Here is a 26,744-nt window from a genome sequence, read left to right as displayed (position 1 = left end):
CATGCGGACTGGCAGCGCGTCCACGCCCCCGAACATCCTCGTCATCCTCACGGACCAGCAGCGCCAGTTCCGGCACTGGCCCCAGGGCTGGGCGGAGCAGCATCTGCGCTCCTTCCAGCGGCTCGCGAAGACCGGGCTCACCTTCGAGCGGGCCTTCACGAATACGTGCATGTGCTCGCCTAGCCGGGCGACGCTCTGGACGAGCCTCTTTCCGGCGCAGACGGGTGTGCAGAGCACGGGCTCACAGCCGCTGGGCACCGGCTTCACGACGCTGGCGCAGGTGATGACAAGCGCCGGCTACCAGGTGGGCTACCGGGGCAAGTGGCACCTGGGGGATTCGTCCGACGACATGCCCACGGCGCTCGGCTTCGGGCCGTGGGACCCTCCGGACGCGGGGACGTCGCTGTCCCCAGGCAACACCCAGGGCGCGGGCGCGTACAACAACGACGCCCGCTACCTCGGCACCGTCGCGGGAAGCTCGGAGAAGCCCACGGGTACGGGCCCCAGCATGATCGACTTCCTGCGGACCGTGGATCCGAGCAAGCCGTTCTGCCTCGTCGCCTCGTTCGTCAACCCGCACGATGTCTACGTGGCGCCGTTCCAGTACGGCCCCGCGGGGTATGACCCCAAGGACTGGGAGGATCTCCCCATCCAGCCTCCCGCTTCCTGGAACGAGGACCTGTCGACGAAGCCCTCCGTCCAGGCCTGGTTCCAGGGCAGCGGGAAGAACTGGAACGTGCCCCAGTGGAGCGACGCGGACCGGACGAGCTACGCCCGGTTCTACGCCTACCTCCAGATGCTCGTCGACCGCGACATCATGACCCTGCTCGACACGCTCGAGTCGTGTGGCTTCACCGAGAACACGGTCATCTTCCGCCTGGCGGACCACGGGGAGATGGCGATGTCACACGGGCTCGTGGAGAAGACCTTCAATGCCTACGATGAGACGGTGAACGTCCCCCTCATCGTCTCCAACCCGGGACTCTTCCCCACGCCCCTGGTGACGAAGGAGCTCGCGGGGCACATCGACCTGCTGCCCACGCTCGCGTCGGTGGCGGGGGTGCTCGACAAGTACACGGGGCAGTTCAAAGGTATCGATCTGAGCCCGCTGTTCACCGCTCCGGACGCGCCACGACAGGAGTCGATCCACTTCACCTTCGACGACGTGGCGCTGGCTCAGGGGATGCCCGCCACGACGCCGGGCCACATCCGGGCGCTGCGCTCGAAGGACTGGCTGTACGCGGCCTACTTCACGGAGACCGGCAGCGCGTTCGAGTACGAGCTGTACGACCTCACCCAGGACCCCGACGAGCTGACCAACCTCGCCGCCCCCCGGAACATCACGCCGGACAGCAGGAAACAGCTCGTCAAGATGAACCATGACCTCATCCGGAAGATGCAGGCCAGCGGCACCACCCCGAGCGGCTTTGCCTGGCCCACCGAGCCAGCGGTGTGACGCCCCGGCGGCCCGGACGCCCGCCTTCGCGCGAGAAGACGGGCCGGCGGGTCTGTGACGCATCGTGCGAATGGGAGGCGTGTTGAGGGAGGAGGACCCCTTCTCCAGACTCGGAGCGGGTGCCCTTCAGCGACAGAGCGAGTCGCGGTCAGAGTCCCGCCGACAGGCGGACGGATCAGGCGGATGCGACGCGAAGCAGCGGTCAGGGCACTTCATGTCCGAGGAGGACATGCAGCCCATCATGCACCGCGAGAAAGCCCCTCCGCAGCGATCGAGCGTCGCGGCATCGGGGCACCCATAGTAGACGCCGTTCACGCAGCACCTGATCTCCTCGGCCGGCGCGGCGGAAGACGAGGCCTGAGGAGGGCTCACGCTCGCCGATTCCGCTGGAGGCGGCTCGGCCTGCGCGCTCTGGGTGGGAGGTGACGCGGTCTGCGCGCTCTGGGTGGGAGGTGGCGCGCTCTGCGCGACAGAGGCATAACCCTCGCGGTAACCCTCGCCCATCGCGGACCGAACCGACTCATCGCAGTTGTAGGCCGCCTGGGGCTGCAGGGGGAACCCCGTGCTTGCATGCTCCACTCCGAGCCGGTAGCCGCCCTCGCGGCTGCAATAGGTCTCTCGCCACTGCTGGGTCAATGCCGCACAGCCGGACAAGATGACGAAGACACAAGCGGGCAACAGGAAACGGAGTGATGGCATGGGGGCCTCTGGAGTGGGAACCAGTTGAATCCTGATGGCACCACCTCTGGGCCCTCAGGCGAGACTCGTGACGAGCCAGCGAAATCTGTATTCAACCGAAGTCCCCTCGAAGCTCGGCACTGTTGCCAGCCTTGCGTGCATGGCTGGAGGAAGCGCGCCGCCTCATCGCGGACGCGCCAGCGTTCGGCTCGGCCCGGTCACACGGCGGCTGTCGTCCACCTGCTGGATGACGTTGGAGTTCAACTACCTCGGGAGTAGGCTCCGCGTGCGCGGTGCGGACCGCCCCACGAGGGACCTCATGGAGTCTGACGAGCTCAATCCGGCAAGACTGCCTCCTGGGACGCGAGTCGGCCCGTGGCGAGTGCTGGAGCAGCGCGGGCGTGGCACCTACGGCGTCGTCTACCGCGCGGTGCCCGCCGAGGAGCTGGCCGCGGAAGCCGTGGCCCTCAAGCTGGCGCTGCACCCCAGGGATGCGCGCTTCGCGCGTGAGGCGGAGCTGCTCTCGCGCATCCACCACCCCGCCGTCCCGCGGTTGTTGGACCATGGCCACTGGCAGCCCCGGGAGGGAGTGACGTACGCCTGGCTCGCCATGGAGTGGGTGGAGGGCCTGTCGCTTTATGAGTGGGCCCAGGCCCAGCGCCCGACTTCGCGGCAGGTGCTTCAGCTGCTTGCGCGGCTGGCGCGAGCGCTGGATGCCACTCATTCGGCCGGAGGGCTCCACCGCGATGTGAAGGGAGAGAATGTCCGCGTCCGGCGTGCGGACGGCCAGCCCTTCCTCCTGGACTTCGGCTGCGGGCACCACCTGGGGGCCGCCACGCTGACGCCGAAGCCATTTCCACCCGGCACGCCGGCCTACCGCTCGCCCGAGGCGTGGCGCTTCGCCCTGGGCTCGAGCAAGCCCCCGGCCAGGCTCCCGGCTGTCGCGTATCCGCCGGGGCCGGCGGATGACGTCTTCGCCCTGGGAGTGACGGCCTATCGACTGGTGACGGAGAAGTACCCACCGTCTGCGCACCCGTGGGAGGAGGAGGAGTGGAGGTGGAGCCCTGAGGAGTTGGAGTCCTGGACGGCGCGAGTCAGCAACCCCCGGTGCACCGCGGAGCTGAGCGCGCTGGTGTCGCGGATGCTGTCGCCCCGCCCGGAGGAGAGAGGGAGCGCGAGGGAGGTGGCGGAAGCGCTGGAGAAGGCCGCGCGCCGCGCAGGACGCGAAGCGGAGGTGCCGCTCTTCAAGGGAGAAGAGCCGAGGCCCGCGGGCCTTGTTCCCATCATCCAGCGCGTCGCGGTGTTGCCCCCGCCTCGCATGCGGAGGTGGCCCTGGTTGGCGGCCGCCGGGCTGGGAGGCGCACTGGCGCTGAGCGTTGGGGGGCTGCTGAGCGTGAGGCGCTCCGAGGAGCCCGCGACGTCCCAGCTTGCGGAGCAGGAAGAGTCGAAGGATGCCGGCACCGTGGCAGTGGGGGACTCAGCACTGACGGCGTTTGTGGCGCCGGAGCGAGCCCCCTCCGTGTGGGCATCCATCGCGGTAGAACTGCCACCGAAGCCCTTCCCGGGGCAGCGGCGGCCGGATGGCAAGGGCCGCTGTCCCGGCAAGGTGCAGGTCGCAATCAACGGCGGTTGTTGGTGGAAGCTGCCTGTAGACGTGAAGGACTGTGACGATGAGGACGGCTATGAATACAGGGGCGCGTGTTACATCCCCGTCCCGGCCCCGACACGCCCTTCCACCTCGGGCCCCGCGGCTCGGGACGGCGGTCCATAGCAAGCTGCTCCAGAGCCCGAGTTGTGCTCCCGGCCGGCGTAGAAGAGGCCATGCATGGGGGACACGCCTGCACATGGCGCCGGGGTCTCCACCAGCTCTCCATTTATCTGTCCGGGCTACAATTCAGGCAATTCATGGCAAACATGCAACTTGGTAACTAAAGTAGCGACTCCCCCCGTGGTTGGAGAGGAGTCGCCATGTCGACATCGCAGCGCATCCTGTTGGGTTGGATTCTGCTCTTGGCGCAGGGCTCGTTGGCCGCGCAGGGGCAGATCCTGGCGCGTCCCAGGACCACCGTACCGGGCATCAACTACGGTTACTGGGAGTACCTGCCGCAGGGCTATGACGACAATCCCGAGGCGACCCATCCGCTGGTGATCTTCCTGGGAGGCCAGGGGCAGGAGGGTGATGGGACGGCTGCGGGCCTCGAGAAGCTCATGGGGGTCACCGCTCCGCCCAGCCTCATCCGGAATGGACGCCACTTCCCGTTCATCCTCATTTCGCCCCAGCGGTTCAATGCCTGGTGGGGGAACAGTGAGATCGACGGCATCATCGAGTTCGCCAAGAGCCGCTATCGCGTCGACCCGAACCGCATCTATCTGACGGGGCTCTCTGCGGGGGCCATCGTCACCTGGTCCTACGCGGTGGCCTTTCCCCAGAAGCTCGCGGCCATCGTTCCCATCGCGGGGAATGGCAACGGGATTGCCATCTGCAACATGTGGAACGTCCCGGTGTGGGCCTTCCATGGCACCGCGGATGGAACCGTGTCCCAGTGGGGGTCCATCGACCCCGTCAACAAGCTCAACACCGTCTGCAATCCCGCGGCGAACCCGCCGGCCCAGCTCACGCTGTATCAGGGCGTGGGGCATGACTCCTGGTCCCGGACCTACAGCGGTTCAGCGGGCCATGACATCTACACGTGGATGTTGAGCCACTCGCTCTGACGGTGCTCGAAGAGGAAGCCGGCCGCCCCACCCGAGCAGCGTGGGGCGGCGACTGATACGGTTCAGTCGGCCGACATCGCTTCACCCGGAGACACACGCGAGGCGTGCCGCGCGGGCAGCCAGCTCGCCAACGCCACCACGCCGAGCAGCAGCAGCGGCACGACGGCGAAGGTCAGCGGGTCCGTGGCGCTCACGTCGTACAGCAGTCCCTCCAACACCCTCGACAGCGCGAGCGCCAGCACCAGCCCCACACCCAGGCCCACCGCGCACATCCGCAGCGCATGACGCATCACCAGCCGGACCACGTCGCGCGGCATCGCCCCCAATGCCAGGCGGATGCCCAGCTCCCGCCGCCGCTGCGCGACGCTGTAGGCCATCAGCCCGTAGATGCCCAGCGAGGCGAGCGCCAGTGCCGTCAGCGCGAAGGCCAGCAACAGCACGCGCTGGAAGCGACGGTCCGCCACGGAGCGCTCCAGGCTCTGCTCCAGCGTGGTGGGGGGCGGAAGGGGCAATTGAGAGTCCAGCTGGTGCAGCTCCGCCTTCACCGCGGCCGCCACCTGGTCAGGAGAAAGGCGGCTGCGCACCACCAGCGTGGAGAAGGGCCAGGGCGTCTGTTGCTGCGGCGCATACACCTCCGGCTGGGCTGCCACGTCCAGTGAGCGGGCGCGCACGTCGCCCACCACGCCCACCACCTCGCGCGGCAGCGGGTCTCCATAGCCGATGACGATGCTCCTGCCGAGCACCTCCTCCCCCGGGAAGAAGCGGCGCGCGAAGGCCTCGTTCACCACCACCACCGCTGGAGCGCTGGCATCGTCCCGGGACGTGATGTCGCGCCCGCGCCGCAGGGGAATTCCCAGCGTGGTGAAGACGCCGTCGCTCATCGCGCGGTAGGCCACGGACTGACGCTCGCCCGGCGAGGTGGGACGGCCGGGGATGTCCATGCTGAGCGAGACGGCGCCGCCCGACACCATCCCCGGCGTCACCAGGGCCGCCGACTCCACCCCGGGCAGCGAGCGCGTGCGCTCCAGCAGCCGGTTGAAGAAGGGGGCCATGGCGTCGTCGGCATAACGGACGTCCGGCAGGCTGACCCGAAGCAGGGTGATGTTCTCCGGCCGGTAGCCCGGGTCCACCGCCGCCAGCCGCTGCGCGCTGCGCACCAACAGCCCCGCGCCGGCCAGCAGCACCAGCGCGAGCGCCACCTGCGTGGACACCAGCACCGCGCGCCAGCGCAGCGCCCCGCGTCCCGCGCTGGTGCCGCGCGTGCTCTGGAGCAGCCCGCCCAGGCTGGCGCTCGCGGCGGTGTGCAGCGGCGCCAGGCCACACAGCAGCGCCACCGCCACCGACAGCCCCGCCGTGTACACCAGCGCCAGCCCGTCCACCCGCACCGGCTGCACTTGGTGAGCCGCCTCGGGCAGCAGCGCGTTCAGCGCGTCCACGCCCCACACGCCCAGCAGCAACCCCAGCGCCCCTCCCGCGAAGGCGAGCAGCGAGCCCTCGGCGAGGAGCTGTCCCACCAGCGCGCCCCGCCCCGCGCCCAGGGCGGTGCGCACCGCGAACTCCTGCTGCCGCGCCAGCGCGCGGGCCAGCAGGAGCTGCGCCACGTTGACGCAGGCGATGAGCAGCAGCAGCGTCACCGCGCCCAGTAGCAGCAGGGCAGGGCGGCGCGTCCCGGCGGACAGCCGCGCCTGCAGGCCCAGGAGGCTCACGGAGCGGTGGCTGTTGCTGTCCGGGTGCTCCTGGGCGAGCGCGGTGGTGATGGCATCGGCCTCGGCCTGGGCCTGCGTGAGGCGGGCACCGGGAACCAGCCGCGCCACCGCGTTCAGGCTATGCGCGCCCCGGTTGTCCCAGTTGGCGCGGAGGAAGGCATTGGCGTGCAGCGGGGCCCAGAGCAGCACCGCGTCCCTGGCGCCCTCTCGGGGGAAGTCGAAGCCCGGGGGCATCACTCCCACCACGGAGTAGGACTGGCCCTCCAGCTCCAGCGTGCGCCCCAGCACCTGGGCGTCGCCCCCGAAGCGGCGCACCCAGAGCCCGTGGGACAGCACCACCGCGCGCGGGCCGTTGAGCAACTGCTCCTCGGCGGACAGCCAGCGACCCAGCAGGGGCGCCACGCCCACGACGCGGAAGAAGTCCTCGCTCACCATCGCGCCCTCCACGCGCTCGGGGTCCACGCCCGGGCCGGTGAGGGTGACGCCCGCGGTATTGAACGCAGCCAGTCCGGCGAAGGACTTCACCTCCTGGCGCAGGTCCTCGAGGTCCGGGCGCGCCAGGCCCGAATTGGCGTCGCCCTCGTCCCGGCTCATCCCCCACACGGACACGAGCTGTTCCGGCTGGGGGAGGGGCAGCGGGCGCAGCAGCAGTGCGCTCACCACGCTGAAGAGCATGGCGTTGGCCCCGATGCCGAGGCCCAGTGCGAGCACGGTCGCCAGCGTGAAGCCGGGGCTGCGTCGCAGCGAGCGGGCGCCGTAGCGCAGGTCCTGGAGGAAGGAGGGCATTGCCGGACTCCTTTAGCCAGATGCGTGCCAACGCAGCCCGGGACTCAAGTGGGCGAAGTGACGACACGTGCCGTCGCCAGGAGCCTCGGGCGCTGTACGGCTGTGGGACGACGGGTGTCCGGAGGCGGCACACTCGGGCGCGGGCCGAGCATCACCCAGACGACAGCGCACACCCTGGTGGGGAGCCTCGAGCCAGGCCGCCTTGACGTCGCAGCGGACTTTCCGGAGCATGCGCGCGGGGCCGGACTGATGGGAGAGATTTCCATGAAGCGTTCGTACCGGTGTGTCCCCGTGCTGCTCGTGCTCCTGGCCCAGGTGACCGCCTGCCAACCCGAGTCGGAGCCCAGTCCCGGGCCTGCGCCGGATGACACCACCCCGGATTCATCCACAGGCACTCCGCAGACCCAGACCTCTCCCTTTTCCCTCACGTCTTCGGCCCGGGCCCCCGACCCCCGCACGCCGGTACCCGAGGGCTGCGCACTCAATGGGTTGCTCACCACCGACTCCGCGCTGGGCATCCTGGACTTCCGCTACGACGCCTTCGTCCTCACCGCCCAACAGACCGGAACGGTGGTCATCCAGGGCGATGTGATTTCAGCCAACCCCAATGGCTATCGCTATGGCTACGGGTATCCGCTCAGCATGGCGTCCATCGAGGACGGCGTCACCTTCACCGCCTACGGCGGCAGCTACGTCAAGGACGCGCTCGAGACCGGGACGGCGATCATCGACTACCCAGTCGCAGCGGGGCGCCAGTACGTCCTCGTGTACAAGACCTTCGGCGCGTTCACGCCGCAGACGTACTGCCTCACGCTGCCCTCCGCGCTGAAGGTAGAAGGCCGGATCTACACGCCCCCCGCGCCGGTCCCCATTCCCACGAAGAGCGAGGGCCCCATCACCCTGGAGAACCCGCGCCCCGAGGTGCTGGGTCGCATCGTGCCCTGGCTGAATGGGCACGTGGCCGACAAATGATTCGCAATGCGGGCAGGTGCGCTGGGGCGCAAGCTGTAGCGCGTCGACCTTACGTTTGACCCACTTGGGTGGACATGCGGCGCCCGCCACGGTGCGCGCTCGTCTCCATGGGGGTAGGCGCGCACGTGGAGGGCTGTCGTCCACCTGCTGGATGACGTTGGAGTTCAACTACCTCGGGAGTAGGCTCCGCGTGCGCGGTGCGGACCGCCCCACGAGGGACCTCATGGAGTCTGACGAGCTCAATCCGGCAAGACTGCCTCCTGGGACGCGAGTCGGCCCGTGGCGAGTGCTGGAGCAGCGCGGGCGTGGCACCTACGGCGTCGTCTACCGCGCGGTGCCCGCCGAGGAGCTGGCCGCGGAAGCCGTGGCCCTCAAGCTGGCGCTGCACCCCAGGGATGCGCGCTTCGCGCGTGAGGCGGAGCTGCTCTCGCGCATCCACCACCCCGCCGTCCCGCGGTTGTTGGACCATGGCCACTGGCAGCCCCGGGAGGGAGTGACGTACGCCTGGCTCGCCATGGAGTGGGTGGAGGGCCTGTCGCTTTATGAGTGGGCCCAGGCCCAGCGCCCGACTTCGCGGCAGGTGCTTCAGCTGCTTGCGCGGCTGGCGCGAGCGCTGGATGCCACTCATTCGGCCGGAGGGCTCCACCGCGATGTGAAGGGAGAGAATGTCCGCGTCCGGCGTGCGGACGGCCAGCCCTTCCTCCTGGACTTCGGCTGCGGGCACCACCTGGGGGCCGCCACGCTGACGCCGAAGCCATTTCCACCCGGCACGCCGGCCTACCGCTCGCCCGAGGCGTGGCGCTTCGCCCTGGGCTCGAGCAAGCCCCCGGCCAGGCTCCCGGCTGTCGCGTATCCGCCGGGGCCGGCGGATGACGTCTTCGCCCTGGGAGTGACGGCCTATCGACTGGTGACGGAGAAGTACCCACCGTCTGCGCACCCGTGGGAGGAGGAGGAGTGGAGGTGGAGCCCTGAGGAGTTGGAGTCCTGGACGGCGCGAGTCAGCAACCCCCGGTGCACCGCGGAGCTGAGCGCGCTGGTGTCGCGGATGCTGTCGCCCCGCCCGGAGGAGAGAGGGAGCGCGAGGGAGGTGGCGGAAGCGCTGGAGAAGGCCGCGCGCCGCGCAGGACGCGAAGCGGAGGTGCCGCTCTTCAAGGGAGAAGAGCCGAGGCCCGCGGGCCTGATTCCCATCCCTCGGCGCGTCGCGGTGCTGCCCCCGCCTCGCATGCGGAGGTGGCCCTGGTTGGCGGCCGCCGGGCTGGGAGGAGCACTGGCGCTGAGCGCCGGGGGACTGCTGAGCGTGAGCCACTCCGAGGAACCCGCGACGTCCCACGTTGCGGAGCAGGAAGAGTCGAAGGATGCCGGCACCGTGGCCGTGGGGGACTCCGTACTGACGGCGCCTGTGGCGCCCGAGCGAGCTCCCTCCGTGTGGGCATCCATCGCGGTAGAGCTGCCCCCGAAACCCATCCCGGGGCAGCGGCGGCCGGATGGCAAGGGTCACTGTCCCGGCAAGGTGCACGTCGCAATCAACGGCGGTTGTTGGCGGAAGGTGCCCGTGGAGCTGAAGGAATGTGATGATTGGGACGGCTTTGAATACAAGGGCGAGTGCTACCAACCCGTCCTGACTCCGACGCGCCCTTCCACCTCGGGTCCCGCAGAGCGAGACGACAGTCCATAGCCAGTTGTTCCAATCGGGCCGCATTGCAACTTTCCTGGGGAACAGCGGCTACACCCAGCAGCTCGCCAGCGTAGGGAGCACCGTGTCCTGGACAGCTGCGTCGACCTCTACTCACGGTCCGCCGGAGAGTCCGCGGGACTCATCGCCACCCGCTTCGTCGCCCAGAGTGGCTCGGCGCAGCCACTCCACATCACGACAGGCTTCGGAATCTCCGAGTTCGTCATCGCGCCAGAGAGCCTGCCCAATCCCCAGCCCGTAACGTCTACGACTGTCCGACTTCGGACGTTCTATGGCATATGCAATCTACTTGCATCAGCGGTGGTGGAATTTTGGTGCGGAGCCAGAGATTGACGTGCAGCAAGCCCGAAACAAATGGCCTATCAAGAAATGCCTGGATGGCGCGTTGACATATTGATTGTCTTTTGTTTCCTTTGCATTGCGCTCCACAAGCGAGTGCAAGGAAAGGAGAACGGCAATGAACTACCTGCACTGATAGTGGAATACCGCAAAGACTTGGGCCCGGCGCTGCCGCTGGGTCCGGGTCCCCTCCGGTCAATGCCTGACATTCCGCCTGGACGCCCCGCGAGGAGTCCCCCATGCCCATTGCCGCAGAGTTCGAGCCCCTGCACCCCGAGACGCTGCGAGACCCGTACCCCGTCTATGCCCGAGTGAGGGCGTTGGCGCCGGTGATGTGGCATGAGCGGCTCAACTCCTGGCTGCTCACCCGGCACGCGGAGTGTCTCCAGGTCCTGAAGGATTCGCGCCGCTTCGCCGCCGACTGGCGCCGGGTTGGCGCGGCGGTGCCCGAGCACAGCGTGAGCATCCAATCCATGGACCCGCCCGAGCACGGCGAGCTGCGCGGGCTGCTCGTGAGTGCCTACCGCGCCCAGGACATGGCGGCGGTGGAGCGCAGGGCCTACCTGCACGCGAACCGCCTGCTCGCCGGGCTTCGCGCGGAGGGTGGGGGAGAGCTGATGACCCGCTTCGCGGCGCCGCTCGCGCTCCATGCTGTCTGTGATTTCCTCGGCGTCCCCGCGCCGGACCCCGCCACCTTCGGGGAGATGTCGGACGCCATCATCCGCGGCATGGACGCGGGCCTCGCACCGGAGCGAGCGGCCCCCGGCGCCGCCGCCAGGGCGGGCCTGAGCGCGCTGATCGCGAGCTGGTTCGAGCCCCCTCCGGCGGGTGGAATGCTCGGGTTCCTGGCGCGCTCCGAGTCGGCCGCCGGGGTGCCTCGCGGCGTGCTGATGAACAGCATGCGCGTCGTGTTCCATGCCGGCTACACCTCCGTGTACAGCGCGGTGGGGAGCTCCATCCTCTCCCTGCTGCGCCACGGCGTGGAGCTGCCCCGGCTGGGCGACCCGGCGCTCCTGGAGACGGCGGTGGAGGAGCTGTTCCGGTATGACGGTCCGGTGCAGGCCACCGGCCGCGTGTGCACCGAGGACGTGGAGCTCGGCGGGGTCCGCATCGCCCGGGGGCAGGGGTTGGTGCTGCTGCTCGGCTCCGCCAACCGGGACCCGGAGGCGTTCTCCCGGCCGGAGACGCTGGTCCTGGATCGCCAGCCCAACCCGCACCTGGCGTTCGGCTGGGGCATTCATGCCTGTGTGGGCGGTCTGCTGGCCAAGGCAGTGGTGCGGCTGGCCCTGTCCAGCCTCATCGAGCACGCACCGCGCCTGAGCCTGAGCGGTGACGTCGTCCACAAACCCCAGGCCACCCAGCGGTGCCCGCACCTCATTCCCGTCACGTTCGGCGCGTGAGCGCGCCAGGTGTCCCGTGAGCTTCGACTACACCGACGACGCAGCCCTCTATGACGTCGTATGCGAGGGCTACCGGGAGGACGTCGCCTTCTACGTGGAGGAGGCCAGGCGCGCGGGAGGGCCTTGCCTGGAGCTGGGCTGCGGCACCGGGCGCCTCCTCATTCCGGCGGTGGAGGCCGGCGCGCGCGTCACGGGCCTGGACCGCTCGGCGGCGATGCTCGCCCGGGCCCGAGACAGGGTCCAGGCCCTCCCGCCGCCGCTCCGGGAGCGGGTCGACCTGCGCGAGGGCGACATGGTGTCGTTCTCGCTCGAAGCGCGCTTCGCGCTCATCACCGTGCCGTTCCGCACCTTCCTCCACCTGCTGACCGTGGAGGAGCAGCTCGCGGCGCTCACCAACATCCGCCGGCACCTGCTGCCAGACGGGCGGCTCGTGCTCGACTTCTTCGAGCCGTCGCGGCTGCTGGCCGAGCTGCTCGGCAATGACGGCCCGTCCCGGGGGCTGCTGAAGCAGACGGGGGGCGTCGTCTCGCATCCGGTGACGGGCAACCTGCTCGTCGAGTGGGCCAGCGTGACGGGAGACCCCGTGAGCCAGTGCTTCACCCGCTGTCTCGTGTACGACGAGCTGGAGCCGTCCGGGCGGGTGGTGGGGCGGATGTATCGGAGAATCACCAGCCGCTTCATCTTCCGCTCGGAGTTCGAGCACCTGCTGCATCGGTCTGGCTTCACGGAGGAGGCGCTCCAGGGGTCGTTCGACGGCGGCCCGGTCCGCCCGGGCGGCGAGCTCATCTGGCGGGCCCGCGCCGCGCCTTGAGCGGAACGACATGCTGGGGACAACTGACGCACATGGTGGAGACAAACAGGACCTAGGTTTCGCCCATGTGTGAGGGAAGCCCGACTCTGCTCCCGGGCTCGCTCGGAAGCAGGGCCCCGGCTTCGCAGCGGTTGGGGGAGCCGCCCGGGCCCACGGCTCGGGCCATTTAATTCGGCTTAATTCATCCGCCACCCAAGGCTCCCGACAATCCGGCGTATCCATTACGCAACGCCGCTTCATCAGAGGGGGAAGACCATGGGGAACACCATCCCGCCGAATCCCGGCGCCGACGCCGTACGTCTCTCAGCAGAACTGGCCGCCCGTCAGGCCGAGGAGGCCGCCAGACGCGAGGCCCTGAAGCGCGCCATGGAGCAGGCGGCGCCGGCCCGGGTGCCCGTCAGGCCCCAGGGGCAGCTGGACGGCTTCACCGGGGAAGCCGCCCGGACGCCGGTGGCGCTCGACGGTGGGGCGGGCACTCCGCCAGCGACCAACCTCTTCACGGAGGACATCCGCGATGGCCAGCGCAACTGCCTGGACGCGGCCGGTGACTACCTGACGATGCTGCCTCCGGCGCAGCGGGGCCGCTCGGAGCTGGTCCTGCTGGATGACCGCCGCCCGGGGATGCCGGGACACGCCGTCATCCGCCAGGGAGACTCCCTTTTCGACCCGCTCTCCGGCCAGCGCTACGCGAGCCTGGAAGCGCTCAACGCGAGCACGGGAGGGGAGTACCGCATCGGTGGCGCGGTGAACGGGATGGACGCGCTGAAGATCCTGAATGCGCCTCCCGGCTCGGCCGAGCGGGAGGCCGCCATCGCCCGCTCGGGACTCCCGGAGGGAAGCGCTGGCATGCTCGTGGCGCAGGACACCGCGGGCACCGGCACCCCCACGGCGACAGCCACGGCCACCGTGACGCCCACCGCCACGTCGGCGCCCGCGAAGTACACGGTCGTGGTGGGGGACGACAGCGCCGAGATCATCGCCGAGAAGCTCGATGTGAGCGTCGGCGCTCTGCGCGCCGAAAACCCGGATGCGGACGGACTGTTCCCAGACAGGAAGGGGTACATCGTCGTCGGCCAGAAGCTCAACATCCCAACGGCGCCGCCGCAGGCCCTTCCCTTTGCGCCCAACGGCATCGTCGACCCTGATACCGCCCAAAGCATCGTGAAAACGGCGAACGACAGCATTTCGGTCTATGGCGAGGGACAGTCCGAAGAGACGAAATACAACGGGAAATGCCTCGAATACGTCGCCATCGTCACAGGGCAGGTTCTCGGGTGGGAAACGAATGACCCCATCCTGAGCGAGCGGAGCGCAGCCTTTGCGCTGGAGGCGGCCCTGGTCGAGGGTGTCTTGTATTCGGATTTCAATAACGTGCCCGAAGGCACGGTCGTCTTCTGGCCTCCCACGGAGGCAAATCAGGGCGAGGGACACGCCGCCATCGTCATCGGCAAGCAGGGGGACGACTACCTCCTGCTGACCACCACCGGCTTCGGCGAGCTCAAGGACGACGGAACGTACGAAATCAACGGCGTGCAGGAGATGACGCTCTCGGAACTCAACGAGCTCGAGACGGTGAATGCGACGGGATGGTTTGTGCCTCAGGCATCCGGGACGGAGACGCCGACGCCCACGGGTGCAGTGGCGCCGACGCCCCAGGGCTGAGCGTTGTCCCTGCTCTCGGTCCTCGTTCCTCCTGCGCGAGAAACCGAGACCGATGGTCAGCACGCTCCCCCCGTTGGTCACTCAGAGGTTGCTCATGATGACGGCTTCAACCAGATTGGAGCCATTCACGACGTCGCCGACATAGTCGATGTTGATGATGTTCGCCTTGGGCCGGGCGATGTTTCCGGATTTGAAATAGGCGACCAACGGAGGGGTGTTCCTGAAGTGCTTCGCGTAGAGCGAGTCAGCGGCCAGCTTGAACTGCCAGGGCGTATTGGTGTGCAGGATCCAGCAGGCGCCCTGCGGCCGGGTGTAATTCTGGTAGGCGGCATAGATGTCTTGCGCGGTGGCCGCTGCGTTGTCGAGGAACACCCCGTCGAGATCCATGTGCGTTCCGGGTCCAGAGCTCCAGGGGGACGCCAATATCTGCTGCCTGGCGCTGTTCGTGTAGGTCCAGGACTGGGCCTGCCCCCAGGAGAAGAGCAGGAGATTCTTGCCGAGGCTTTGCAGGAAGTTCGGAGTGAGCCTGGAGAAGTCCCGCGGTGCGCCGTTCTGATCTTCGCTGTTCAGGTGGTAGGGGTGGAGCTTGTCGAACACCAGCTCCCAGGCGGCCTTCAGCTTGTTATCGAAGACGCCGGGTTGGTCCTCGAGCAACAGCGAGGCCATCACGACCTCCCGGGGGTGTTTCCCCAGGAAGGTGCTCAACTGGTCGACCGCATCCTGCAAGGTGACGGTTGACCAGTCCTTGCCATGATAGATCTTCCAGATGTTGTCCGTGTCCTGCCAGGCCCGCAGATCGAAGTAGCGTGATCCTGCCATCAGCTGATCGTAGATCTCCAGCCCCTGGGTCTGGCTCGTCACATTGCCCAGAGTTCGGCGGATACGGCTGCAGCCAGCATCGTGGCTCCCGGGGATGACAATCTCCGACAGGTGACGCGCGCCAATCGTGGCGTTGTGGTCGCCCATCCAGTTTTCATGCTTTGCACTGAAGGCGGCGGTCGGAATGAACTCAAACGTTATTTCGAACTCGTTGCCGGACTTCCAGTACCCCATGTAGTAGTCGTCATAGGTATAGACGGGGCCATTGTCACTGTGGCGGCGGACGAGGAACTCGTTGGAGTCGGGCACGGGGATCAGCGTCAACTCATAGGTTCCGCCCGGCCCACCGGTGCCGTCGCCTTCCTGCCAGTAGCAATAGAAGCCGTTGTTTCCCGAGCCGCCCAGAAAACGCGCTCCGCCGGGGTAGTTGAGGGCGCGCAGGTATCTCGGTGTGGACGCCTGTGCCGCGCCGCTGTTGGGTTGTTCGTGATTCGGTGAAGTGCCATCCGTGGCCAGGCCCACCCACTGAACCGCCAATACCCTGTCGTGCGGCGGGGTTGCATTCGGGTCGATATAGCTCGAGTAGCCATCTTTCGAGCCGAGCCCCAGCCAGCCCAAGAACTTCCGGTCCCCTGACGTGCCATGGATGGACCGCACCTTCACGTAATACAGCTCGCCATAATAATAGTTACCCGTGGCGGCCTTCGAGATGTCGAGCGGGGCGGTAGCCTGGGTGGTGGCGGAGACGCCGCCGCGCAGCGAGTCGAGTTCCATGAGGTCTTCTCCGATTCGGGAACAGCGGGTGCCTGGTGCGCCCGCGCCAGTGCACGAGCCGTACCGGCCTCCCGGCCACGACAGTCCAAGGGGTTACGTCGTGAGGGAAGGCGCCCGTGCGTTCCGGGCGCACGCGGCGCGTCCCGCGCGAACGTGGAGTTCGGGGGCAGCCCCCCGCGTTCCGCAAGATGGCGGGATACGCAGCCCTGACCTCATGAGGAGCCGGCGGGCATCACCTCGTTGACCAGCTTCAGGAAGGCGCCAAGGTCGAGGGGCTTCTCCAGCACCGGGAGCGGGTAGCGGGCGACGAAGTCGCGCGCCTCCGTGGACGTCACGCCCCCCGTGTAGAAGACGGTGCGCCGGGCGAGCGAAACGTCCCGCGCGCACAGCTCGCGGTGGAAGGCCGGCCCTCCGCCCTCCGGCATCGTCATGTCGCAGAGCACCACGTCGAAGCCGCCCGGCCCCTCCACGTGCCGCAGTGCCTCCGAGGGGCTGCTGGCCAGCGTCACCTCGAAGTGGCCCCGCAGCGTACGGCGCAGTGCTTCGCGCACGCTCCGCTCGTCGTCCACCAGCAGCAGTCTCGGTCGGGCCCGGGGCTCCGAGACCGCCACGGGAGCGGGCGGTGCCAGCGGCGGGGAGGCACAGCCCAGCTCGACGGTGAAGGTGCTCCCCTGACCTGGCGTGCTCTCCACGTGGATGGTGCCTTCAATCGTGCGCAGCAGACCCAGCGACACGGACAGCCCCAGCCCCGTTCCCATCCCCGGTCCCTTGGTGGTGAAGAAGGGTTCGAAGAGGCGCTGCTGCACGTTCTGGGACATGCCCACGCCGTTGTCGGACACCCGGATGCGGACCGTGGCCCCGTCGCGCAGGGCCTCCACGCGGACCTCTCCATCCATCCTGTCGGGGGAGATGGCCTGGATGGCATTGGACATGAGGTTGACGAGAACCTGCTCGAGCAGGTCCTGGCTGCCCACGGTGTACAGCCCTCGGGGCACCTTCATGGAGAAGGTGATGGGCCGCGTGTTGGCAGCCCGCACCGTGGCCAGGGCCGCGTCCGCCGCGCTGGCGACCTCGTGGGAGCCGGTGGGCACGGGAGCGGCCGCGGCCCTTCCCGCGTCGAGCAGTTGGCGCACGATGCGGCTGATCTGTTGCACGCTCGCGAGCGACTCCTCGATGCACACCCCGCTGTCCTCCGGCAGCCGGCCACCGGCCAGCTCCTCTCGCAGGTAACGGAGGTTGGCCGCCACGGCGGCGCTGGGGTTGTTGATTTCGTGGGCCACTCCCGCCGCCAGCTGCCCGATGGCCGCGAGCTTCTCGTGGCGCATCAGGTCCGCCTGCATCCGGGTCAGCTCCGTCGAGCGCTGGGACACCTTCTCCTCCAGCGCCACCCGGAGCTCCGCCAGCGACTTCGCGTTGGCCACGAAGCGACGGGTCATCTGCACACCCAGGAGCGCCACGAGGGTCATGAGGCTGACCTCCGTCAGGAACGGGGTGGTGATGACTCCCGCCACGACGAGGCTGTCGTTGACGGCGGCGGGGAGGTTGAGGGCCAGGCCCAGGAACACCGGGCCGACGTCGGCCGTCCCGCGCCACCAGGCGCGCCCGAAGCGCACCAGGGGAACGAGGAGGCAGACGCAGAGGAAGACGAGGGCCGCGTTGCCCAGCAAGGTAGGCTTGAGCGTCCGGTAGATCAGCTTCAGCCAGGGCTCCTCGAAGAAGACCACCTCCGAGGTGTAGACGATGCCCGGCCACGGGGTGAGGAGGGCCACCAGCCCCAGCAGGACCAGCAGGACCCGGTCCAGCACCTTGTAGCGCCCCTCCATGGACAGCGCGCCGTGCGCCACCCAGCAGGCACAGAACAGCGTGGCGAAGATCATGGACCCGCGGGAACACAGCACCACCAGGGCGTCGGACGTGCCGGACATGGAGCCGACGGAGTTGGTGGCCGAGTAGCCGCTCAGCATCAGCGCGCTCCAGGCGGGCAGCCGTTGGTCCCTCCAGCCAGGCGCGCTCGAGAAGCCGAAGCCAAGCGCAGCCACCACGAGCCCCAGACAGGTGCTGACGATGGAGATCAATGCCGCCAGGGTCAAAACGATGCCTCCTCGGGACCGGCGCCTCCATCCGCTCCCGAAGTCCAGCACGGTTCCTCTGGCAATATTCCACGAATCCCGCTCAGCCACTTCGCCCACCACCGCACGCGGGACACGCGTGCACGCGAGGCCCCATCGGGTCGGTGACAACTCGGTGGGGAGTGGCGGAGCACCCAGTCAGGAGGTGCATGACGGCCAGGACTGGGAGCGCGGTTTCAAGGCGCGGACGCGGCCGCCGGCGACCAGGACCTGGCACCCTCTGAGGAGCTGGAGCGCGGCGTCACGCGAGGGACAGAATCGTGATCGTCGTGCTTCGTGGCGAGAGATGGTGCTCCAGACTGCGGAGGTCACGCGAGCATGGAAAGGACAAGCTCGTCAACGAGGAGTGCCTCCGCGTGGGGCGGCTGGCTCACCCGGCCCGCGCGTCCAGGCCCACGGGCAGGTCCGGGTTCATCAGCACTGCGTCCAGCAGCTCCACCAGCTCCGCGTGGAGCCGCTCCCCGGTAGCTGGCTCGAACAGGTCGGTGTTGAATTCCAGCACGCCGGAGAAGCCTTCGGGTGTCTCCGTCAGCGCCAGGGTGAGCTCGTAGGTGACAGAGCCACGGCTGACCTCCACCGGCGTCACGGAGAGGCCCGGAAGCTCCAGCGGCGCGGTGGGAGCGTTCTGCAGGACGAACATGGCCTGGAACACCGGCGACCGGTTCGCCGGCGGCTCCACTCCGAGCGACGACATCACCAGGTCCAGGGGGACTTCCTGGTGGGCATAGGCCGCCAGCGTCTCCTCGCGCACCCGCTGGAGCAGCTCGCGGAAGCCCGGGCTCCCGTGCAGGTTGATGCGCAGGCACAGCCCGTTGACGAACATCCCGATGAGCGGCTCCAGCTCCGGCCGGAGGCGGTTGGCGATGGGCGAGCCGATGACCACCTCCTCCTGCCCCGCGCGTCGGGCCAGCACGATGCCGAAGACCGCCAGCAGCGCCATGAAGGGCGTCACCTGCTCGCCGCGGCAGAGCGCGTGCAACGCCCGGCTGCGCTCCCCACCCAGCTGGACCTGCAGTTGGAGTCCGTTGAACGTGCGCACCGCGGGCCGAGGCCGGTCCGTAGGAAGGTTCAGCAGCGTGGGCGCCCCGGCGAGCGCCTTCTGCCAGAAGCCGAGCCGCTCCCGCAGCTCCTCGCCGGACAGCCAGTTGCGCTGCCACGCCGCATAGTCAGGGTACTGGATGGCCAGCGGAGCCAGCCCGGCCTCTCCACCATTGACGATGGCCGTGTAGAGCCGACCCAGCTCGCGCGCGAGGACGCCCATGGACCAGCCATCCGCCGTGATGTGGTGCATGCAGAGGAACAGCAGGTGCTCCTCGTCCCCCAGCCGCAGCAGCGACGCATGCATCAGTGGGCCTCGCGTCAGGTCGAACGGGCGCAGCGCGGACGCCAGCATGTCGCGCATCGCCTCCTCCTCGCGGTCCTCCCTTCCGCGCAGGTCCACCTCCCGGAGCTGGAAGTCGCCCGGTGGCTGAAGGCGCTGCACGGGCACGCCCTCCTCCTCGGAGTAGGTGACGCGCAGCGACTCGTGCCGGGCGATGAGGGCCTGGAGCGCCGCCTCGACATGGCGTGGCTCCAACCGGCCGCTCAGCCGGAACGCGCGGGGGATGTTGTAGGCGCTGGACTCGGGCGCCCGCTGGAAGAAGCGCCACAGGCGTTCCTGGGCGAAGGACACGCGCAGCGGCCCCTCGCGAGGCACCCGGCGCAGGGGCGGCACCGGACGCGAGAGCACCACCGGTGGCTCCGCCCGGGAGACGTGTCGCGCCAGGTCGGCCACCGTGGGCCCCGCGAACAACGTGCGCAGCGAGACCTCCACCCCGAGCTCGGCGCGGACCCGTGAGACGACCTGGGTGGCGAGGAGCGAATGGCCGCCGAGGTGGAAGAAGTTGTCGTGGATGCCCACGCGCTCCATCTCCAGGAGCGCGCCCCACATCCGGCACAGGGCCTCTTCCGTGAAGGTGCGCGGAGGCTGGTAGCTGGACGCATCCCCCTGGGCCGGCTCGGGCGAGGGCAGGGCGCGGCGGTCCACCTTTCCGTTGGGCGTCAGCGGCAGCGCGGGCAGCAGGGTGAAGGAGGCGGGCACCATGTGCTCCGGCAGTCGCTCTCGCAGCCAGGTGCGCAGTGAGGCCTGGGCGGGCGCCTGCCCGCTGGCGACGACGTAGGCGGCCAGCTTGCGATCCCCCCCGACCTCCAGCGCCACCACCGTGCAGTCCTCCACGGCCGGGTGCTGGCGCAGTGACTCCTCTACCTCCCCCAGCTCCACCCGGAAGCCGCGGATCTTCACCTGCAGATCGGCGCGGCCCAGGTACTCGATGCGGCCGTTGGGCAGGTAGCGGCCCAGGTCTCCCGTCTTGTAGAGGCGGGCGCCGGGCCGGGCGCTGAAGGGGTCGGGCACGTAGGTCCGCGCGGTGAGCTCCGGGCGGTTGAAGTAGCCGCGGCCCAGGCGCTCGCCCGCGACGTAGAGCTCTCCGGGGACTCCGATGGGCACCGGTCGCAGGTGTTTGTCCAACAGGTAGACGGGGCCGTTGGTGATGGGGCGGCCGATGGGCACGGGCTGGCCGAGCGACGGAGGCGCGTCGATGGCGTGGAAGGTGGAGAAGACCGTGCACTCGGTGGGGCCGTAGCCGTTGAGCAGCCGGCGGGGCGGGCCGTGCCGGAGCACTTCGCGCAGCGCCAGTGGGTCCGCGGCCTCACCTCCGAAGACGAGGGTGTGGACGTTTCGGAAGGCGTCCGGCACCTGGCGCGCCAGCAGGTGGAGCACGGCGGTGGTGACGAACATGACGGTGATGGCCTCGTTCCGGATCTGCGCGGCGAGCTCCTGGGGCTCGCGCGCCGGGTCGGCGGTGATGCCGACGAGGCGGGCGCCATGCAGCAGCGCGCCCCAGATTTCGAAGGTGCTCGGGTCGAAGGAGGCGTTGGAGGCCTGGGCGACGCGGTCCCCTGGGGAGAAGCGGACGAAGTTGGTGTGGAAGAGCAGGGCCGCGATGCCTCGATGGAGGATGGCGCTGCCCTTGGGCCTGCCGGTGGAGCCCGAGGTGTAGATGACGTAGGCGAGGTTGTCGGGGCAGGCGGTGGAGGCAAGTGGAAGCGTGGAGTGCCGGGAGAGGGCGTCCCCATCGGCGTCGATGCGGACGATGGGGCCTGGGAATGGCGGCAGGTGCTGGAGCCTGGCGTCGTGGACGAGCAGGAGCCCGACACGGGCATCCTGGAGCATGAAGGCCAGACGCTCGGCGGGGTAGGACGCCTCCAGCGGAAGGTAGGCGCCCCCCGCCTTGAGGATGCCGAGCATGCTGACGATGAGGTCCACGGAGCGCTCGACGCACAGGCCGACGAGGACCTCGGGGCCGACGCCGAGCGAGCGCAGGTGGCGGGCGAGCTGGTTGGAGCGTGCGTCGAGCTCCCGGTAGGTGAGGGCGTGGGCGCCGTAGGAGACGGCGACGGCGTCCGGAGTCCGAGCAGCCTGTTGGGAGAACAGCTCGTGGACGCAGAGGTCGCGGGGGAAGTCGGCGGAAGCGCTGTTCCACTCGTGCAGCAGTTGGTGGCGCTCGGTGGGCGTGAGCAGGGGAAGCACGGCGAGCGGCTGGTGCGAGTCGAAGGCCGCGGCCTCGAGCAGCACCTGGAGGTGCCCGGCCATGCGCTCGATGCGCGCGTCGTCGAAGAGGTCGGTGTCGTACTCGAAGGTGGCGCGGAGGCCCTCGGGCGTCCTCGCCATGTAGAGGACGAGGTCGCACTTCGTCGTCCCGGTGTTCACCTCCCAGGACTCCGCCGTGGCGGTGAGCTGGAGCGCGGCGGACGGGGCCGCCTCCAGCGTGGGCGCGTTCTGCAGGACGAACATCACCTGGACGACCTGCGCGTGGCTGAGGGTGCGTTCCGGCTGGAGGGCCTCGACCAGCTTCTCGAAGGGGAGCTCCTGGTGGGCGAAGGCGCCGAGCGTCACTTCGCGCACCCGGGCGAGGAGCTCGACGAAGCGGGGGTTGCCAGACAAATCATTGCGCAGGACGAGCGTGTTGACGAAGAAGCCGACGAGCCCCTCCAACTCCGGCCGGATGCGTCCGGCGATGGGGGAGCCGACGACGACGTCCTCCTGCCCGGAGTAGCGGTGGAGGACGGCGCAGAAGCCCGCGAGGAGCGTCATGAAGAGCGTCGTGCGCTCCTTGCGGCTGAGCGCGTCGATGGCCAGCGCCGTCTCCTCGGGGATGTGGAAGGTCCGCCGGGTGCCCTTGAACCGTTGGACGGACGGCCGGGGACGGTCGGTGGGAAGCGCGAGGAGCGTGGGGGCTCCGGCGAGGCGCTTGCGCCAGTAGGGAAGGAGCCGCTCCCGGGCCTGTCCCGGCATCCACTGGCGCTGCCACGTGGCGAAGTCCGCATACCGGAGAGGCAGGGCGGGGAGGGACGCAGGCCGGCCGACGGCGAAATCCGAGTAGAGCGTCCGGAGCTCGCGCATGAGGATGCCCAGGGACTGGCCGTCGAACACGATGTGATGGACCGCGAGGAGGAGCCGATGCTCCTGTGCGCTGACCCGCAGCAGGGTGCCGCGGATGATGGGACCCGTGCGGAGGTCGATGTGCAGGTGCGCCTGCTCGGTGGCGATGCGCGAGGCCTCCTCGTCTCGGGCGTCCACGGGGAGATGGCCCAGGTCGACGACCGACAGGGGGAAGGGATGCGGTGGCGAGATGCGTGCGACAGGGCCCGAAGCCGTGGAGGTGAAGGTGGCCCGGAGCGACTCGTGACGGCGGAGCACTTCGTCGAGGGCGCGCTGGAGCACGCCGACGTCGAGCCGCGAGGTGATGCGGTAGAAGATGGGGATGTTGTAGGTGGCCGTCCCGGGATGCAGATGCTCCATGAACCAGAGGCGCTCCTGCGAGAAGGAGAGCGAGGCGTCGCTTCCGTGGGAGCCGGGGCGGAGCTCGAGGTCCTGTTCCGGAACCGCGGCGCCCCGCGCGGACTCGATGGCCTCTGACAGCTCCGCGATGGTGGGCGCGTCGAAGAGGGTGGGCAGGGGGAAGCGCAGGTGGAAGAGCTCGTTGAGCCGCGAGACGAGCCGGGTGGCGATGAGGGAGTGGCCTCCGAGCTGGAAGAAGTCGTCGTGGATGCCCACGCGCTCGACCTCCAGCATCACCTTCCAGAGCTCGCAGAGGACCTCCTCCGTCGGCGTGCGCGGGGGCTGGTAGCTGGCATTCAGCGAGGCGAGTGTCATCGAGGAGTCCTTCACTGTTTGAGACAGGTTTGGGGAGACCGCGGCACGCGTGGCGTCACCGGCTCACTTGTGAAGCGCGGCGGTGGCTCCGTCCGCGGAGACGACCTGGATGCGTCGTGGGCGCTCCGCGAGCCGCAGGAGGCGGGAGAGCGCCTCGGACACGTGGTCCATCGAGCGCCCCTCGTCCGCCACCGTGAGGATCATCTCGTAGTCGTCGCCCTCCACGCCGGGGACGATTTGCGTGCGCGCCGTGAGCACGCCGGGAAGCGTGGTGGCCAGGCGGCGCACGGAGGCCATGGAGATCTTCTCGCTGCCCCGGACGATGAAGTCGGAGAGCCGTCCCTGGAAGTACAGGTAGCCCTCCGCGTCGATGTCGAAGATGTCCCCCGTGGCCAGCAGGTGGGGGCCACGCCAGGCGTTCAGCTTCTCGCCCTCCACGAAGCCGATGCGCCGCTTCATCAGCGTGTCCGAGGACACCAGCAGCTCCTTCTGGCCGCCGGGGCCCCGGGGGACGAGCGACACCTGCGTCCCCGGGAGCGGCAGGCCCACGGAGGCGAAGCGGTGGGCCGGCTCGGCGTGGGCTGCCAGCGTGGCGACTCGAGGTCCGGCTTCGGACAGGCCATAGGTGATGTACAGCTCGCCCCGGGGCCGCTGGCGCAGCAGCCGTGTCACGTGCTCTGGAGAGAGGACGTCCCCTCCGACGCCCAGGGAGCGCAGCCCCTCGGGGAAGGCGCCGCCCTGCTGGAGCAGCGAGCGCACCAGCAGCGGCGTCAGGGCGGACACGGTGACGCCGTGCTCGGCCAGCAGCCGCAGGTACGCGGCGGGCTGGAAGGGGGGCCCGCTGATGACCAGGTCCGCGCCTCGCAGCAGCGAGCCAAAGGCCTGGGCCACCATGGAGTACGAATAGTAGAGCGGCAGGTTCACCAGCACGGTGTCCCCGGCGCGCAGACCGACGGCGTCCGCGTGACGGCTCGCGTTCCGGAAGAGCGCATCGAGGTCGAATACGCAGCCACTGGCGAAGCCCGAGGTGCCCGAGGTGAGCAGGACCATCTCTCCGGGCCGGGCGGCCGGCGTCTGCGTTTCGGGGAACAGGGCCACCTCGGCTCCGCCGAGAGTGAAACGGTCCACCTCCAGGGCCTGGGGGGCGGGACGGCGCATGGTCACCAGCGCGCGCGCTGGGAGTGCCTCCACGAGCGCCTGCTGTCGCGCGGCGGGCGCGGAGGGAGACACCAGCGCGGGCACCCCACGCGCGGCGAGAGTCGCGAAGACCTGGGCCAGCAGTTCCGCTCCGTTCGGGAGGGCCAGCAGGACGACATCTCCCGGCCGCAGGCCGTGCGTCCGCCAGGAGGCCGCGAGCCGCGCCACCGGGTGCTGCGCCGGGGCTCCGGACTCCGTGAGGTCCCGGACGCGGTCCAGAAACGCTTGAATGGTCGGCAGGGAGATGCCCGCCACGTCCGTGGTCGTTTCATTCATGGGTGCGAGGCTCGGGGGAGAAGGGTCTTCACCAGGAGCGCCGGGGCGACGCCCGGGCCCTCGCCTCGCGAGAGCACCGCACAGGCGGCGCGGGGCGGGCCGCCGGGCACGGAAGCCGCCGTCCCGATGAGCGCGTAGTCGACGACGCCTCGCGCGAGCCATGCGGCGGAGAGCGCCAGGGCGATGGCGGCTCCCTCCGCCACGGGCAGGGTCAGGGCGAGCGTCGGTCCGCGGAGGCCATGGACGATGCAGGCCAGGCCCGTGGGCGCGCTCGGGGTGGCCGCGGGAAAGCGGATGGGCGAGGCGAAGCCGCGCAGCGCCTCGCTCGCGGCCTGGGACAAGGCCTCCGCTGGCGCCTCGGGGCCCACCTGGATGAGCGAGCAGCGATCCACCGCGCCCCGGAAGTCCTCGCCCAGCGGCTCGGTGGCCTCGCCAATGGCGAGCACGAGGGCCCAGGCCATCGGGTCCGCGTAGCGCACGGAGGTCTTCACCCGCGCCGCGTACGGATTGGGCCCACCGCCCCATGCCGCCGCGCTGCCACGGATCACGAGGGACGTCTTGGTGTGAGGAGACAGGCTCATCGAGGGACCTCGAAGACGAGCGAGGTGTCGAAGCCTCCGAAGCCGAGCGTGAGGCTCAGGCCGATTCGCTCTTCGTGCCGCACCGGCCGGCCCATGGGGAGCGGGCAGGGGAAGTCCGCGTCGGGCTGCTCCAGGCCGGCGATGGGCGGCACCACGCCCTCGCGCAGCCCGAGGATGAGCGCAATCGCCTCCATGGCGCCGGTGGCGCCGAGGGTGTGGCCGAAGGCGCCCTTCGTCGCGAAGACCAGCGGACGTGGCCCCGCCCCGAAGACGGCGCGGAAGGCCTCCGTCTCCGCGCGGTCATTGGCGGGCGTGGCCGAGCCGTGAGCGTTGACGAGCCCGATGTCTCCCGCCGCCACGCCGGCGTCCGAGAGAGAGCGCTCCATCGCCAGCCGGGCCCCCATGGCGGCGGGGTCCGGAGACGTCATGCTCGCCGCGTCGTTGGCCGAGCCCGCCCCCCGGAAGACGGCGAGCAGCGGCGCTGAGCGCTCCCGGGCATGGGCCAGGGACTCCAGCACGAGGAAGCCGGCGCCCTCGCCCAGCAGCATGCCGTCATGCCGCGCGTCGAAGGCGCGCGGCCGGGTGGGGGACATGGTGGAGAGCGCCGAGTGCGCCAGCCGTTTGCTCGGGGTGAGGACATCCACGCCGCCGCAGACGCACACCTCCGCCGCCCCGGCGCGGATGAGCTCCGCGCCCACCAGGATGGCATCGGAGCCCGAGGAGCACGCAGTGGACAGGCAGACCGGCGCCTCGCGCGCGCCCACCGTGCGGGCCACCTCGTCCGCCCAGGCGTGGAGCGGCGCTTCGCGCTCGCACGCCTCGTCGAGCCAGGCCCCCAGGCTCGTCCCCAGCACGAAGCGCGTGCCGGGGCCGCCCGCGTCCAGTCCCGCCTCGGCCAGCGCGCGGCGCAGCGTCTCCTCTGCCAGGCGCCGCAGCCGGCGCGCGGGGCCGTCACCGGGTGGAGGAATGGCCGCGGCCAGCGCGTTCCTCAGCCGGTGCGGGGAGTCCACCTCGACGAAGCCGTGCTCGCCGGCCAGCAGCCGCCGCCACACGTCGCCGAGTCCGTGGCCGAGGGCCGTGCTCCACGCGGCCCCCGTCACAGCGACGGGCGCTACCATAGCGGCGAGCCCAGCTCCGAGACCTTGGTGCGGACGAGGCTGGCGCGGAACGCCGCCACGCGGCGGGTGCCCACCGTCGCCTTGCCCGAGTAGACGAAGAGGCCTCCGGCCAGGCGGCTCACCTGGACGCGCAGCAGCACCTGGTCGCCCGGGACGACGACCTGGAGGAACCGGCTCTCCACCGAGCCAATCAGCGTCAGCTCGTCCTCCGCCAGGAGCGACGTGCTCATCTGGTAGAGGATGATGCCGGCCTGGGCGAAGGCCTGGATGAGGTTGCTGCCGGGGTAGATGGCGCGCTCGGGGAAGTGGCCCGCGATGCAGTCCAGGTTCCCCGAGATGGAGATGAGGGCCTCGAGGAACTTCCCGGGCTCGTGGTCCACGATGCGGTCCAGCAGAATCATCGGGTGCCGGTGGCGGAGCCACTGGCGCAGGGCGGTG

At 69.6% G+C, this 26,744-nt stretch carries 16 protein-coding genes; 8 read left to right on the top strand and 8 right to left on the bottom strand.

The window, feature by feature from the left end:
• Position 1 precedes the first annotated feature (1 nt).
• The 3 genes from OV427_RS47165 (at position 2) to OV427_RS47155 (ending at position 4,849) form a co-directional block, all read left to right on the top strand.
• Positions 2 to 1,456 (top strand): sulfatase-like hydrolase/transferase, encoded by a 1,455-nt coding sequence (locus tag OV427_RS47165; protein ID WP_267862817.1) that lies wholly within the window; start codon positions 2 to 4, stop codon positions 1,454 to 1,456.
• A 997-nt stretch (positions 1,457 to 2,453) separates the two neighbouring features.
• Positions 2,454 to 3,905 carry a serine/threonine protein kinase gene (locus tag OV427_RS47160; protein WP_267862816.1) on the top strand — a complete coding sequence of 484 codons (1,452 nt, stop codon included), beginning with the start codon at positions 2,454 to 2,456 and terminating at the stop codon, positions 3,903 to 3,905.
• Positions 3,906 to 4,102: 197 nt separating this feature from the next.
• A complete protein-coding gene (locus OV427_RS47155) occupies positions 4,103 to 4,849 on the top strand; it encodes a dienelactone hydrolase family protein (protein WP_267862815.1) in 747 nt (248 codons plus the stop codon).
• A 62-nt stretch (positions 4,850 to 4,911) separates the two neighbouring features.
• Here the strand turns inward: OV427_RS47155 and OV427_RS47150 are convergent, their stop codons facing one another.
• Complete coding sequence (locus OV427_RS47150; protein ID WP_267862814.1) at positions 4,912 to 7,341, bottom strand: ABC transporter permease; 2,430 nt, start codon at positions 7,339 to 7,341, stop codon at positions 4,912 to 4,914.
• Positions 7,342 to 7,605: 264 nt separating this feature from the next.
• Here OV427_RS47150 and OV427_RS47145 point away from each other — a divergent pair, with 264 nt between their 5' ends.
• From OV427_RS47145 to OV427_RS47125, 5 genes are all read left to right on the top strand, one after another.
• The gene (locus OV427_RS47145) at positions 7,606 to 8,313 is read left to right on the top strand and encodes a hypothetical protein (RefSeq protein ID WP_267862813.1); all 708 of its coding nucleotides are present in this window, start codon (positions 7,606 to 7,608) and stop codon (positions 8,311 to 8,313) included.
• 223 nt (positions 8,314 to 8,536) lie between these two features.
• Positions 8,537 to 9,988, top strand: a complete 1,452-nt coding sequence (locus OV427_RS47140; protein ID WP_267862812.1) for a serine/threonine protein kinase — start codon at positions 8,537 to 8,539, stop codon at positions 9,986 to 9,988.
• Positions 9,989 to 10,584: 596 nt separating this feature from the next.
• Entirely contained in the window at positions 10,585 to 11,745 is a 1,161-nt protein-coding gene (locus tag OV427_RS47135) for a cytochrome P450 (protein ID WP_267862811.1), read from the top strand.
• Between the two features lie 16 nt (positions 11,746 to 11,761).
• Entirely contained in the window at positions 11,762 to 12,556 is a 795-nt protein-coding gene (locus tag OV427_RS47130) for a class I SAM-dependent methyltransferase (protein WP_267862810.1), read from the top strand.
• A 255-nt stretch (positions 12,557 to 12,811) separates the two neighbouring features.
• A complete protein-coding gene (locus OV427_RS47125) occupies positions 12,812 to 14,218 on the top strand; it encodes a LysM peptidoglycan-binding domain-containing protein (RefSeq protein ID WP_267862809.1) in 1,407 nt (468 codons plus the stop codon).
• Positions 14,219 to 14,299: 81 nt separating this feature from the next.
• Here OV427_RS47125 and OV427_RS47120 read toward each other — a convergent pair whose 3' ends face one another.
• From OV427_RS47120 to OV427_RS47090, 7 genes are all read right to left on the bottom strand, one after another.
• Entirely contained in the window at positions 14,300 to 15,811 is a 1,512-nt protein-coding gene (locus OV427_RS47120) for a phosphatidylinositol-specific phospholipase C domain-containing protein (protein WP_267862808.1), read from the bottom strand.
• 212 nt (positions 15,812 to 16,023) lie between these two features.
• Positions 16,024 to 17,901, bottom strand: coding sequence for a hybrid sensor histidine kinase/response regulator (locus tag OV427_RS47115; RefSeq protein ID WP_267862807.1), 1,878 nt, complete (start codon positions 17,899 to 17,901; stop codon positions 16,024 to 16,026).
• Between the two features lie 409 nt (positions 17,902 to 18,310).
• Positions 18,311 to 23,134, bottom strand: coding sequence for a non-ribosomal peptide synthetase (locus OV427_RS47110; protein WP_267862806.1), 4,824 nt, complete (start codon positions 23,132 to 23,134; stop codon positions 18,311 to 18,313).
• A gap of 63 nt (positions 23,135 to 23,197) precedes the next feature.
• Positions 23,198 to 24,607 carry a class I adenylate-forming enzyme family protein gene (locus tag OV427_RS47105; RefSeq protein WP_267862805.1) on the bottom strand — a complete coding sequence of 470 codons (1,410 nt, stop codon included), beginning with the start codon at positions 24,605 to 24,607 and terminating at the stop codon, positions 23,198 to 23,200.
• Positions 24,604 to 25,188, bottom strand: a complete 585-nt coding sequence (locus tag OV427_RS47100) for a coronafacic acid synthetase (RefSeq protein WP_267862804.1) — start codon at positions 25,186 to 25,188, stop codon at positions 24,604 to 24,606. Before OV427_RS47100 ends, OV427_RS47105 begins: the two co-directional genes overlap by 4 nt.
• Positions 25,185 to 26,306: a beta-ketoacyl-[acyl-carrier-protein] synthase family protein gene (locus OV427_RS47095; RefSeq protein WP_267862803.1), complete on the bottom strand. Its 1,122-nt coding sequence runs from the start codon at positions 26,304 to 26,306 to the stop codon at positions 25,185 to 25,187. Before OV427_RS47095 ends, OV427_RS47100 begins: the two co-directional genes overlap by 4 nt.
• Entirely contained in the window at positions 26,300 to 26,737 is a 438-nt protein-coding gene (locus OV427_RS47090; protein ID WP_420718388.1) for a 3-hydroxyacyl-ACP dehydratase FabZ family protein, read from the bottom strand. The genes OV427_RS47095 and OV427_RS47090 overlap by 7 nt, the downstream gene beginning before the upstream one ends.
• Between the last annotated feature and the right edge of the window lie 7 nt (positions 26,738 to 26,744).

The sequence above is a fragment of the Pyxidicoccus sp. MSG2 genome (genome assembly GCF_026626705.1).
GTDB lineage: Bacteria > Myxococcota > Myxococcia > Myxococcales > Myxococcaceae > Myxococcus.
The sequence above is the reverse complement of the archived record's forward strand: the minus strand, read 5'-3'. Positions and strand labels throughout refer to the sequence as shown.